The organism is Pseudazoarcus pumilus (genome assembly GCF_002872475.1).
GTDB lineage: Bacteria > Pseudomonadota > Gammaproteobacteria > Burkholderiales > Rhodocyclaceae > Pseudazoarcus > Pseudazoarcus pumilus.
This window is the reverse complement of the sequence record NZ_CP025682.1, coordinates 2,932,516-2,945,364: the sequence shown is the minus strand read 5'-3', so window position 1 is coordinate 2,945,364 and position 12,849 is coordinate 2,932,516. Positions and strand designations below refer to the sequence as shown.

Sequence of the window (12,849 nt, the reverse complement as noted above, 5' to 3'; positions counted from 1 at the left end):
CAAGGCGCAGGGCGCAATCGCCGAAGGGCATGCGCCGCAATGGGCATTCATGCGGCGGATTACGCTGCGCTAATCCGCCCTACCCAAGCCGTGTACGGCGTCCGACCGCTTTCTGCCTCAGCACTGCTCCCACGGCAGGCCGTCATGGCGCCAGCCGTTGACGGTGCCGCGATGGTGTTTCTCGTCGAGTTCGCCTTCGAAGCCGTAGAGCACGTTGAAGACGTTCTTGAAGCCCGCCTCGGCGAGCGCCTCGCCGGCGCTCACCGAACGGCTGCCGCTGCGGCAGATCAACACCACCGGGCGTTCCGTGCCGTGACCGGCGAGCTTCTTCACCTCGCCGACGAAATGCGGGTTCACCTCCCAGTCCGGGCCGTCGTTCCACGAAACGTGGATGGCGCCGGTGGGGTGGCCGACGAACAGGTACTCGATCTCGCTGCGCACGTCGATCAGCAGCGCTTCGGGGTTGCTCTGCAGGAAACTGTGCGCCTCTTTGGGCGTGAAGTGTTTCATCGCGGATGCCTCTGCTGAAGGACGAGCATATTAGCGTATTTGGACACGCTTTCGGACCCTGCGGCGCTCAAGAGCCGACGCGTGCCAGCCGCAACATGCGTGATGCGCGGTCGATCAGCACCGTCAGCAACACCATCATCAGCAGATAGGTCGAGGCCCGCTCGAAGCGGAACCACTCGAAGTTGAACGCGAACTCGAAGCCCAGCCCGCCGACGCCGATCAAGCCCAGCACGACGGCCGCGCGCACGTTCGATTCGAACTGGAAGAAGGTATAGGTCATCCAGTCGCGCCAGGCCATCGGTGCCGCGACCGTGCCCCACAGCACCAGCGGCGACGCGCCGATCGGCTCGAAGCGACGATGGGGCAGGTTGTCTACGGCTTCGCCGAACACGCGCGCCAGCACGCCCAGCGTGTGTACGGCGATGGCCAGCGTGCCGGCCACCAGGCCGGGGCCGAAGAAGGCGATGAACAGGAAGGCCCAGGTGACTTCGGGCACGCCGCGCGAGACCATCGCCAGCGCTCGGGCCGCGACCAGTCGGGCCGCGCGGCCCGCGCGGCGCAGTACGCCCGGCGTCTCGCCGGTAAAGCGTGGTGCATGCCACTGGCAGCTCGCCGAATGCCAGTGGTTGATCGCGATCGCCGCGGCCGTGCCGAGCAGGGTGCCGACCGTCGCGATCGCCAGCGGAATGCTCGCCGATTCGACCACGCGCAGCACGAAGGCCGCATCGAGCTGCGGCGAGAGCAGGCGCTCGAAGAAGCCCAGCCGGGTCCAGGCCTCGCCGGTGAGGAACTCCCCCAGCGGCGCCAGATGGTTGCGCGCGGCGCCGTCGTCATCGCGATTGCCCCAGCCCATGAACCACACCGACCAGACCGCCGTGGCACTGACAAAGGCGGCTGCCCACCACGGCGCGCGCGGCGCCCGACCCGATTGCGAGGGCCCGGCGGTCGTCCATGTGACCGATGCTGCGGCGCGGTTCGGGTCGCCGCGCAACTGGCGGCGGATGTGGTTGGCGGCCAGATCCGCGGTCAGCGTCAGCAACAGCGTGAACAGGATCAGCGTGCCGACCTTGTCCCACGCGCCGAAGCGGATCTGATACCAGATCTCCGCACCCAGGCCGCCGCCGCCCACCGCGCCGATCACGGCTGCGTTGCGGATCGCGCACTCGGCGCGCATCAGCGTGAAGGAGAGCACATTGCGCGAGGCCAGCGGACGGATGCCGTACAGGAAGGTGGCAATGCGTCCGGCTCCGAGCGCGCGCACCTGCGCGTAGCGGGTCTCCTCGACGCCGTCCCACAGCTCGCTGTAGACGCGGGCGAGGATGCCGGTGATGTTGAGCGCCAGCGCCAGCGCGCCGGTGAGCGGGCCGAGCCCGATCATTGCCACCAGGATGATGGCCCACACGAAGTCGGGCACTGCGCGCAGCACGTCCTGCACCAGCCGGCAGGCCGCGCACAGCAGTGCGCGTGGCGAGCGCAGCGGAAAGTGCCGCCAGACTCCGCGTGCGTCTTCCTCGCCGACACACACGGCGCGGCTCGCACCCATCGCCAGCGGGTAGGCCGCGGCGACCGCCAGCGCGGTGCCGAGGATGGCCGCCGAGAGGGTCTGCAGGGTCAGTTCCCAGGCGCGGGCGAGGAATTCGTGCGACAGGTCGGGCGAGGCGAGCGCCACCAGCCATTCGCCGATGCGCGCGGCCGCCGCGGCGCGACGATCCGGGTCGGTCAGCGCCGCGAAGTCCCATTCGGCTGCCGCGAGCGCAGCGCCGAGTGCGAGCAGCACCGCGAGAATGGCGACGAAGTGTCCCCACGGTCGCCGGCGCAGCGCGAGGGGCGAAGACGTGTTCATGCCGGGAGCGCGAGCTCGTCCAGATGCAGCGCGCGATATTCGGCGCCATACAGTTCGCGCAGCAAGGCGCGGTCGAGCGTCTCCGGCGTACCGCTCCAGAACAGGCGTCCGTCCTTGAGTGCGACGACGCGATCGAAGCGCCCCGGCAGCAGATCCAGCGTGTGCAGATTGACCAGCAGCGTCGCACCGTCATGGCTCGCGAGCTGGCCCAGTAGCTCAATGATCTCGCGTCCCAGGCGCAGGTCGAGCGCGCTCACCGGCTCGTCGGCCAGCACCAGTTTGGGCTGCTGTACGATCAGGCGCGCTACCGCCACGCGCTGCTGCTGACCGCCCGACAGTTCATCCGGCAGCGACCACAGCCGGTCCGCCAGTTCCACGCGTTCGAGGGCGGCCAGCGCGCGATCGACCTGCTGTGGCCAAAGCAGGGAGAGCAGTGCGCGCGGCAGCCACCAGTGGCCGAGCCGGCCCATCAGCACGTTGTGTACCACGCGCAGTTGCGGGATCAGGTTGTCCTGCTGCTGCAGGAAGCCGAGTTCGCGGCGCATGGCATCGAGCGCGCCGCCGGTGAGGTGGCGCGTGTCGCGTCCCAGCGTGACGACCTCGCCGCCGGCCGGCTTGACCAGCCCGGCGATGAGGCGGAACAGCGTGGTCTTGCCGGCGCCGGAAGGACCGATCACGGCCACGCGCTCACCCGGCGCGACGTCGAGCGTGATGCCGTCGAGCACCGTGCGGCCGGCGTAGGCGACGGCGGCGTCGGTGATGTGGACGGGGAGGGTGGAGTCCGAGGTCATGGTCCCGTTCCCGAAGATTTCGTAGGGCGGATTACGCTTCGCTAATCCGCCCTACGAGGGCTGCATGACGCAATCAGCCGCCGATGTCGATGCCCGACTGCAGCAGGTCCACGTAGCCCTGCCATTCGGAGATGTCGGCCTCGATGAAGCGACCGGCCTTCAGATACTCGAGCACCTTCTTGCCGTTGTCGTCGCTCTCGCCCAGCGTGAGCAGCGCGGTGCGCAGCTCATTGAGCAGGTTCTCACCGAGGTCGGACCGCGCGGTCAGCGCGTAGTTGGTGTACTCGGGCGTGGTGTAGATGACCGGCGCGCGCACCTTGAGCTCGTCCGATCCCTTGTCCCAGCTCGCATAGTTGAGGGCGCCGACCTGGTGCGTGCCGTCGCCGACCATGCGCATCGTGACGTCGTGGCTGCCCGAGTAGGCGACCGTGCGGAAGACCTTCTCCGGCGCGACGCCCGCCTCTTCCTGGAAGAAGCTGCGCGGCATCAGATGGCCCGACGTGCTGCTCTTGCTGCCGAAGGTGAAGCTCCAGCCCTTGCCCTGGGCCAGACCGGCCAGTTCGCCCAGATCGGCGACCTCAGACACACCGGTGGCCGGGTTGGCGATGAAGTAGCTGACGAAGCCCTTGTCGATGTCGCGACAGCCCAGCACCGTGAGCTCGTCGCCCATGACGATGCGCGCCTGCGCCACGGTCACTGCGCCCAGCCACGCGATGTGCGCGCGCCCGGTGGCCAGCGCGGTGACGCTGGCCGCATAGTTCTCGACGTGCATGTATTCGACCGGGATGCCGACGCGCTCGCCCAGGTACTTTGCCAATGCGCCGAAATTCTCGCGCATGCGATCGGCGTCGCCATCGTCGGGGATGGCGGTGATGATCAGCTTTTCGGGGCGTTCCGCGGCTGCGACGGTGCCGGTGAACAGGGCCGCGGAAGTCGCCAGGGCCGCGATGGACAGCAGAAAACCTCTGCGCGAGGCAGATCGTTGGAACATGTGAATCTCCCGTATTCATGGACCGACATCGGGGCCGTCCCAGCCACCTCGGTGCGGGCTGCGCCGGGGTTTAATCGGGTGCGCGCATGCGCGCACCGGTGCATCGTGGCGGTCGCTGCCGCCGCCGGGCGGCCGATGCACTGATCGGCCGTTCGTGCCCGGAGTGCGCGTTCGAGTGCGCACGGGCGTGCATCTTGCCGCCGTCCCGTGTCCGGAGCAAGCGATGTGCGGGTGCCGGCGTTATCATGAACGGCTCCGGCGCATGTAGCGCCGCACGATTCACCCGGAGCATCACGATGAGCAAGTCACCGCTTTCCGACCTGCGCAAGAACTACGGCAAGCACAGCCTCGAGGACCATGTGGTGCCGGACGATCCTTTCGACCAGTTCGAGGCCTGGCTGGCCGATGCGCTGCGCGAAGACGTGCCCGAACCCAATGCAATGACCGTGGCCACGGTCGGCGCCAACGGGCGGCCTTCCACGCGCATCGTGCTGATCAAGGGCTTCGATCGCGACGGCATCGTCTGGTACACCAACTACAACAGCCGCAAGGGCCGCGAGCTGGTGGCCAATCCGTTCGCGGCCCTGCAGTTCCACTGGGTTGAACTGGAACGCGTTGTGCGGATCGAAGGCAAAGTGGAGAAGGTGTCCGAGGCAGAATCCGACGCCTACTTCGCCAGCCGCCCGCTCACGCACCGTATCGGCGCGTGGGCGTCGAACCAGAGCGAGGAGATCGCCGATCGTGGCGTGATCGTCGCGCGCGCGGCCGAATACGGGCTCAAGTTCGGCCTGCGTCCGCCGCGTCCGCCGCACTGGGGCGGCTACCGGCTGAAGCCGGACTACTGGGAGTTCTGGCAGGGTCGTTCGTCGCGCCTGCATGACCGCTTCGCCTACGTCCTCGGGGACGACGGGCGGTGGACGCGCAGCCGGCTCGCGCCCTGAGCGCTCCCGTCATCGAACCCGCCCGCAGCGCGGGCAAAGCGAGGCGACCATGGTTGCGAGAATTTCCGGCTGGCTGGTAATGGCGCTGGCCCTGGTGGTGCTGTCGGGCTGCGCGAGCATGCAGACCCAGTTCGCGCGCGAGGCCGAACTGGTGGCCGCGCGCGGTGAGCCCCACCGCATCTGGGACAACCCCGACGGCACCCGCACCTACGAGTATTCGACCCAGCCCAACGGCTCGAGTACCTGGATGTACACCATCGATGCCAACGGCAGCATCGTCGAGCAGCATGATGCGCTCTCGCCCAGGAACCGCGCCCGCGTCGAGCGCGGCATGAGCAAGGACGAAGTCGCGCGTCTGCTCGGCGAGCACGACTCGGTGCAGATCTACCGGCGTCTGAACGAAGAGGTGTGGGACTGGAGAATCCCCACCGACCACGGTTTCGCCGGCACGTACTTCAACGTGCACTTCATCGACGACGTGGTCGACCGCACCAGCATCACGCAGATCCACTACGGTGGCGACGGCGGCCTGAGCGGCTGGTTCGGCCACCCGTTCGGCTGGGGCATGGGCATTGGCTACCACCACCATCCGCGCTTCTACGGCGGCTATGGTCATCCATGGGGCTGGTCGCCATGGTATGGCTGGTAAGCCCTTGTTTTGCGTGCCTGAGCGAGTAACGGTAAACTCGCAGGTTTGCTGAGGAGCGCTGCGACCCGCCACCGGGCCAGGCTCAGCAACCGAACAACGGCGCTCGCAAATCCCCACCGGGGATTTGTGGCGCCGTTTCCTTTTGCAGCGCGCGCCATGCCGGCCCCCGAAACGCCCGAGGTAACGCATGCAGCCCGACCGTAGCGACGAACTCCGTACCCTGATGTCCGAGCGCATCCTCGTGCTCGACGGTGGCACGGGCACGATGATCCAGCAGTACGCGCTCTCGGAACGCGAGTACCGCGGCGAGGGCGTCACCGACCGCTTCATGGCGCACCCGCGCGATCTCAAGGGCGACAACGACCTGCTGGTGATCACGCGCCCGGAGGTCATCGTCGAGATCCACCGAGGCTATCTCGAGGCCGGCGCCGACATCATCGAGACCAACACCTTCAACGCCACGCGCGTGTCGCAGGCCGAATACGGGCTGGAAGATGTCGCGTACGAGATCAACGTCGAGGGCGCACGCATCGCGCGCGAGCTGTGCGACGAATACACCGCGAAAGACCCGGCCAGGCCGCGCTTCGTGGCCGGCGTGCTGGGCCCGACCTCGCGCACGCTGTCGATCTCGCCCGACGTCAACGACCCGGGTTTCCGCAACATCAGCTTCGAGGCACTGTTCGACGACTACTACGACTCGGCCAAGGCGCTGATGGAGGGTGGCTCGGATCTGATCCTGATCGAGACGGTGTTCGACACGCTCAACGCCAAGGTCGCGGTGTTCGCGCTCGAGCAGCTCTTCCACGACATCGGCCGGCGGCTGCCGGTAATGATCTCCGGCACCATCACCGATGCATCGGGCCGCACGCTCTCGGGCCAGACGGCCGAGGCCTTCTGGAACTCGCTCGCGCACGCACGGCCGCTGTCCTTCGGGCTGAACTGCGCGCTCGGTGCCAAGGAATTGCGCCAGCACGTCGAGGAACTCTCGCACCTGTGCGACACGCATGTGTCCGCCCACCCCAACGCCGGCCTGCCCAACCCGCTCTCGCCCACCGGCTACGACGAAACGCCGGAGGAGCTGGCGACCGCGATCCGCGAATGGGCCGAATCCGGCCTGCTCAACATCGTCGGCGGCTGTTGCGGCACCACGCCCGAGCACATCGCCGCAGTCGCGCAGGCCGTGGCGGGCCTGCCGCCGAGAAAGATCCCGGAGATCGAGAAGAAGGCCCGGCTGTCGGGCCTGGAGCCGTTCAACATCGGCGCGGACTCGCTGTTCGTGAATGTGGGCGAGCGCACCAACGTCACCGGCTCGCGCGCCTTCGCGCGCATGATCCTCGAGGACCGCTTCGACGACGCGCTGGCCGTTGCGCGCCAGCAGGTGGAGAACGGTGCGCAGGTCATCGACATCAACATGGACGAGGCCATGCTCGATTCCAAGGCCGCGATGGAGCGCTTCCTCAAGCTCATCGCGTCCGAGCCGGACATCTCGCGCGTGCCCATCATGATCGACTCGTCCAAGTGGGAGGTGATCGAGGCCGGCCTCAAGTGCATCCAGGGCAAGGGCATCGTCAACTCCATCTCGATGAAGGAGGGCGAGGAAGAATTCCTGCGCCAGGCGCGTCTGTGCCGCTATTACGGCGCCGCCGTCATCGTCATGGCCTTCGACGAGAAGGGCCAGGCGGACACCTTCAAGCGAAAGACCGAGATCTGCAAGCGCGCCTACGAGCTGCTCACCAGCGTCGGCTTTCCGCCCGAAGACATCATCTTCGACCCCAACATCTTCGCCATCGCCACCGGCATCGAGGAACACGACAACTACGCCGTGGACTTCATCGAGGCCGTGGCGTGGATCAAGCAGAACCTGCCGCACGCCAAGACCAGCGGCGGCGTGTCGAACGTGTCCTTCAGCTTCCGCGGCAACGACGCCGTGCGCGAGGCCATCCACACCGTGTTCCTGTACCACGCGGTCAAGGCGGGCCTGACCATGGGCATCGTCAACGCCGGCCAGCTCGGCGTGTACGACGATCTCGACCCGGTGCTGCGCGAGAAGGTCGAGGACGTGGTGCTCAATCGCCACCCCGGCGCCGGAGAGGCGCTGGTCGATCTGGCGCAGTCGGTCAAGGGCAAGGCGAAGGAATCCGGCCCGGATCTCACCTGGCGCGAGATGGACGTCGAGCAGCGTCTGTCGCATGCGCTGGTCAAGGGCATCACAGAATTCGTCGTCGAAGATACCGAGGAAGTGCGCGCCCGATACGAGGCCGAGGGCAAGCCGCCGTTGACGGTGATCGAAGGCCCGCTGATGGACGGCATGAGCGTGGTCGGCGATCTCTTCGGCGCGGGCAAGATGTTCCTGCCGCAGGTGGTCAAGTCCGCCCGCGTCATGAAGACCGCCGTGGCGCATCTGATCCCCTACATCGAGGCCGAGAAGCTGCGCACCGGCGCGACCAACAAGGGCCGCGTCATCATGGCCACCGTCAAGGGCGACGTGCACGACATCGGCAAGAACATCGTCGGCGTGGTGCTCGGCTGCAACGGCTACGAAGTCATCGACCTGGGCGTGATGGTGCCGTGTGAGAAGATCCTCACCGCCGCGCGCGAGAACGACGCGCAGGTGATCGGCCTGTCCGGCCTCATCACGCCGTCGCTCGAAGAGATGAGCCACGTCGCCGCCGAGATGAAGCGTCAGGGCTTCGATCTGCCGCTGCTCATCGGCGGCGCCACCACCAGCCGCGCCCACACCGCGATCAAGATCGCGCCGCACTACGACCATCCGGTGATCTACGTGCCCGACGCCTCGCGCGCGGTCGGCGTGGTCACCTCCATGCTCTCCGAAGGCCAGAAGACCGCCTACGCCGCGCAGATCGCCGCCGACTACGAGCGGATCCGCGAACAGCACGCCGCCAAGAAGGGCGTGACGCTGGTCAAGCTGGAAGAGGCGCGCGCCAACCGCTACCGCTGGGACAGCGTCGCCGACTACGTGCCGCCGGTGCCGACGACGCTGGGCGTGCACGCCATCGACGTGCCGCTGGCCGAACTCGTGCCCTACGTCGACTGGGCCCCGTTCTTTCAGACCTGGGATCTGGCCGGCAGCTACCCGAAGATCCTGGACGACGAAGTCGTCGGCGAGACCGCGCGCGGCGTCTTCCGCGACGGCCAGGCCATGCTCGATCGCGTGGTGCGCGAGAACCTCGTCCAGGCCCGCGCCGTGTTCGGCCTGTTCCCGGCCAACACCGTCGGCCATGACGACATCGAGATCTACGAGAGCGAGGCGCGCGACACGCCGCTGATGACCTGGCACGGCCTGCGCCAGCAGCACGAACGCCCCTCCGGCAAGCCCCACTGGTGCCTGGCCGACTTCATCGCCGACAAGGATTCCGGCGTGCCCGACTACATCGGCGCCTTCGCCTGTACCGCCGGCATCGGCATCGAACCGCATCTGGAAAAGTACGAGGCCGAGCACGACGACTACCAGGCCATCATGCTCAAGTCCATCGCCGACCGCCTGGCCGAAGCCTGCGCCGAATGGCTGCACGCCCAGGTCCGCCGCAAGCACTGGGCCTACGCCGCCGACGAGACGCTCGACAACGACGCCCTCATCAAGGAGCAATACCGCGGCATCCGCCCCGCCCCCGGCTACCCCGCCTGCCCGGACCACACCGTCAAGGGCGCGCTGTTCGACCTGCTCGACGCCCCGCACAACGCCGGCATGCAACTCACCGAGAGTTTCGCGATGATGCCCGCAGCCGCCGTGTCAGGCTTCTACTTCGCCCATCCCGAGTCCCACTACTTCGCCGTCCCCAAGATCGGCCGCGACCAGCTCGAAGACTGGGCCGAGCGCACCGCCATGAGCGTAAAGGACGCCGAACGCTGGCTGGCGCCGCTGCTCTGAACCATCCACAACCTGTCATCGCGAGGCCACAGGCCGAAGCGATCTCACCCCGATGAGAGATTGCCACGCTGCGCTCGCGATGACAGCCACCACCGCTTCCCGTAGGGCGGGATAAGCGCAGCGCATCCCGCCGGATGTCTTCACCATTCGGTGTATGATGACGCAGACTGATAACGCTCAGGAGCGCCCGCAATGCGCACCATCATCGACCTGCCGGAAGACCAGTACGAAGCCTTGAAGTCCCTCGCTAAGCGCGAGCAGGCCTCACGTGCCGAGGTGGTGCGCCGCGCACTGGCCGAGTATCTTGCGCGGCGTGCACCGGAGGCGCAGGACGACGCCTTCGGCCTGTGGCGTGACCGCGCCGAGGATGGCCTTGCCTGTCAGGAGAAGCTACGGCAGGAGTGGGATCGGTAACGAAGTCCATGAAGGCGCTATTCGATACCAACATCCTGATCGACTACCTCAACGGCGTGGATGCCGCGCGCCGCGAGATCAATCGTTATGAGCAGTGTCTGATCAGCCCGATCACCTGGATGGAAGTCATGGTCGGAGCCGACCCGGGAACCGACATCTCCGTACGGGCCTTCCTCGCCCGGTTCTCTCAAGTCCCGGTCACGTCTGAAGTCGCCGAGCAGGCCGTCGAACTGCGGCGCCGGCATCGCCTGCGCCTGCCCGACGCCATAATCTGGGCGAGCGCTCGGGTCGAGGGCGCACTGCTCGTCACCCGCGATATCAAAGACTTCCGCGCAGATGCGGCCGATGTCCGTGTGCCTTACCGCGTCTAAACCCGCATGTCTACACGGAAGCCCGAGCCGGCGAACCTCTCAGCCCCATCGAACCGTTGGAGTAGCGCCATGAACGAGATTCTTCGCATCACCAGCGTCACATGGGTTGGAGGGCATCGATTGTCACTGCGTTTCAGCGATGGCACGTCGAAGGTCGTTGACGTCTGGCCCCTACTCAATGGCCCGGTGTTCGAGCCGCTGCGCGAGGAAGCGTACTTTTCCAGGGGAACGCTGGACTCCGTCTGCGGAACGGTCGTCTGGCCCAATGGCGCGGATTTCGCGCCCGAGGCACTCAAATCGCTCGCGGCTGAAACGGCGAGCGCGACCTGAAGATCCCATAGAGCAGGACAAGCGCAGCGCATCCCGCCGCATGTGTTGATCTGACCCGCGCCAATCCCCTGCGCCGTAGGTTGCGATGAGCGCAGCGAATTGCGATCTCCACCTACTCTGTGCCTCTGCCGCGCAATCCGCGCACACCCAAAAACCCTGCCGTCCAGCTTCTCGCCGTCTTCCAGTCCATATCCCGACACATGCTGGATGCGTGGCCGTTCACATGTCTTTCGCAGTCAAGCACGCACGCAGTCAATGAGCCGTACGTCGTAAGGTACTGGCGCGCATCGAATTTTTATGAAACAGTGCGCGGCATGACGCGCAATAAGGACGCCCGCACGTTGATTGGATATCGATGCGTGCAGTCTAATCACTGTTAGGTGTAAATAATGTCAGACGACAAATCAACGTCATTAGTAAATCTTGGTGACCTTTCGAAGCCAGCTAATACCTTAATTGAAAAGGTGTCTTCTGCAATTGGTGGAATTTTTGAGCCATGGCAGATTAAGCGTGTAGCTAAGGCCGAAGCTGAAGCAGGCTTGATCAGGGCGAAGACAGAAATTGAAATAACAGATTTACATCGTCGAGCTATGCACAGGTTCGTTGAGGAGGAAGCCAATCGGCAAGAGAATATGGAAGAAATAACCAGAAAATCTCTTCCTCACCTAGCTGAGGAGTCGAATCCAGAAAACATGGAAAATGATTGGGTTACTAATTTCTTTGACAAATCCAGAATTGTGTCCGATGAAGAGATGCAGAGTATATGGGCGCAAGTTCTGGCTGGCGAAGCAAACACGCCTGGCTCATTTTCTAAACGCACAGTGAACCTGCTTGGAGATCTCGACAAACGAGATGCGGAACTATTTCAGACGTTGTGCAGGTTCGGATGGATTTTCGGAAAATTCACTCCATTAGTCTTTGATACCCAAGACAAGATCTACAACAATCTTGGTATTAATTTTGCGAGCTTGTCACACCTGGATAGTTTGGGGCTCATTCAGTTTGGCGGCGTATCAGGCTTTAACAGGCAACGGCTGCCTAAGAATTTTTCAGTTTCCTATTGCGGGCAAGTTTTGCCATTAACGATGAACAAAGAGACAGACAATACACTTTCTATTGGCAAGGTGTTGCTAACGCAGGCAGGTCAAGAGTTAGCGCGGGTCGTTAAAGTACCTGGCGTTGACGGGTTTTATGACTACGTTAAAGAAAAATGGAAGGCGCACATTCCGAGCGATGAAAGCACTTAACAATGCCGTCAACTCGGACGCATTTTCGTTCGCTTTTCTCGCTACAAATGGGCCGGTTACGGCAGGCGTTAGGCCTATAAAGACGTCATGTTGAACAACAATAACTACATTGATATCGATCTGAATGTGAAGGATCAATACATCTATCGAATTATTTCGATTGATCGCTTGTTTGAGCTTTTTTTAAATAAGAAGAATGTATTGGTAAGCCCAAAAAAATGGGAAGATCCATTCGAAAACTTTATATTAAAGTCAAAGGCTAAGCTGCCAGATGGAGAAATGGTTGATTTTGGATTTAGAGATGATTTCTATGGCCAATGCTGGTCTCGCCATAAGGCATCAGATGCCATGTGGAGAATCTACTCACCCAAATCTAATGGTGTAAGAATCAGAACAACCATTCCGAAGCTTGCCAATAGTTTGGCTACCGGACTTCAGCCTTGGCAGAACGTTCAGTGTTTTATCGGGAAGGTGAAATATCTAGATAACAAGAAAATGATGGATTTTGCTAATACTGTATTCAGGGGAAAAATCAATCCTGAAGCATATGAACTCGCAAAAACACTCCTTGTTAAGAGGCCGGCATTTAGGCATGAAAATGAGGTTCGTCTTTTATATTTCGAGAAGGAAAACAGCAATCCTCATGGGATCTATAAATACGCCATTGACCCTCATGATCTAATCGATCAAATAATGATTGATCCAAGGGTCGATTATCCAGAATTTCTAAAAATAAAAGCTGACATCAAATCCAAAACCAATTTCAAAGGCAAAATATTAAGGTCATTACTGTATGCTCCACCAAAGAACATGGTATTTCCCTTTGGCGTATAGATGGTCTAACAAGGCAAATGCACTCGGACGCCAAAAAGC

The 12,849-nt window shown here is 63.3% G+C and carries 12 protein-coding genes and 1 riboswitch; of the genes, 8 read left to right on the top strand and 4 right to left on the bottom strand.

The features are described 5' to 3' along the window. Positions 1-117 precede the first annotated feature (117 nt). The 4 genes from C0099_RS14420 to phnD form a co-directional block, all read right to left on the bottom strand. Entirely contained in the window at positions 118-510 is a 393-nt protein-coding gene (locus tag C0099_RS14420) for a rhodanese-like domain-containing protein (protein WP_102248071.1), read from the bottom strand. Positions 511-577: 67 nt separating this feature from the next. Beyond that, entirely contained in the window at positions 578-2,353 is a 1,776-nt protein-coding gene (locus C0099_RS14415) for a PhnE/PtxC family ABC transporter permease (RefSeq protein WP_102248070.1), read from the bottom strand. Further along, the gene (locus C0099_RS14410; RefSeq protein ID WP_102248069.1) at positions 2,350-3,144 is read right to left on the bottom strand and encodes a phosphonate ABC transporter ATP-binding protein; all 795 of its coding nucleotides are present in this window, start codon (positions 3,142-3,144) and stop codon (positions 2,350-2,352) included. Before C0099_RS14410 ends, C0099_RS14415 begins: the two co-directional genes overlap by 4 nt. 73 nt (positions 3,145-3,217) lie before the next feature. Next, positions 3,218-4,135 (bottom strand): phosphate/phosphite/phosphonate ABC transporter substrate-binding protein, encoded by a 918-nt coding sequence (gene phnD / locus C0099_RS14405; protein WP_102248068.1) that lies wholly within the window; start codon positions 4,133-4,135, stop codon positions 3,218-3,220. Positions 4,136-4,431: 296 nt separating this feature from the next. Between phnD and pdxH the strand changes: the two genes are divergently transcribed. The 8 genes from pdxH (at position 4,432) to C0099_RS14365 (ending at position 12,810) form a co-directional block, all read left to right on the top strand. Next, positions 4,432-5,076 carry a pyridoxamine 5'-phosphate oxidase gene (pdxH, locus tag C0099_RS14400; RefSeq protein ID WP_102248067.1) on the top strand — a complete coding sequence of 215 codons (645 nt, stop codon included), beginning with the start codon at positions 4,432-4,434 and terminating at the stop codon, positions 5,074-5,076. 49 nt (positions 5,077-5,125) lie between these two features. After that, the gene (locus tag C0099_RS14395; RefSeq protein ID WP_228151604.1) at positions 5,126-5,725 is read left to right on the top strand and encodes a hypothetical protein; all 600 of its coding nucleotides are present in this window, start codon (positions 5,126-5,128) and stop codon (positions 5,723-5,725) included. Between the two features lie 44 nt (positions 5,726-5,769). Continuing rightward, a riboswitch (S-adenosyl-L-homocysteine riboswitch) is annotated at positions 5,770-5,837 on the top strand. 75 nt (positions 5,838-5,912) lie between these two features. Further along, positions 5,913-9,614 carry a methionine synthase gene (metH, locus tag C0099_RS14390; protein WP_102248065.1) on the top strand — a complete coding sequence of 1,234 codons (3,702 nt, stop codon included), beginning with the start codon at positions 5,913-5,915 and terminating at the stop codon, positions 9,612-9,614. Between the two features lie 192 nt (positions 9,615-9,806). After that, on the top strand, positions 9,807-10,028 hold the full coding sequence (locus C0099_RS14385) for a ribbon-helix-helix domain-containing protein (protein WP_102248064.1): 222 nt from the start codon (positions 9,807-9,809) through the stop codon (positions 10,026-10,028). Positions 10,029-10,036: 8 nt separating this feature from the next. Beyond that, positions 10,037-10,399 (top strand): type II toxin-antitoxin system VapC family toxin, encoded by a 363-nt coding sequence (locus C0099_RS14380; protein ID WP_102248063.1) that lies wholly within the window; start codon positions 10,037-10,039, stop codon positions 10,397-10,399. Between the two features lie 69 nt (positions 10,400-10,468). Beyond that, entirely contained in the window at positions 10,469-10,729 is a 261-nt protein-coding gene (locus C0099_RS14375; protein ID WP_102248062.1) for a DUF2442 domain-containing protein, read from the top strand. A gap of 389 nt (positions 10,730-11,118) precedes the next feature. Further along, entirely contained in the window at positions 11,119-11,976 is an 858-nt protein-coding gene (locus C0099_RS14370) for a DUF2806 domain-containing protein (RefSeq protein ID WP_102248061.1), read from the top strand. An 87-nt stretch (positions 11,977-12,063) separates the two neighbouring features. Further along, a complete protein-coding gene (locus C0099_RS14365; protein WP_102248060.1) occupies positions 12,064-12,810 on the top strand; it encodes a DUF2971 domain-containing protein in 747 nt (248 codons plus the stop codon). Positions 12,811-12,849: the final 39 nt, after the last annotated feature.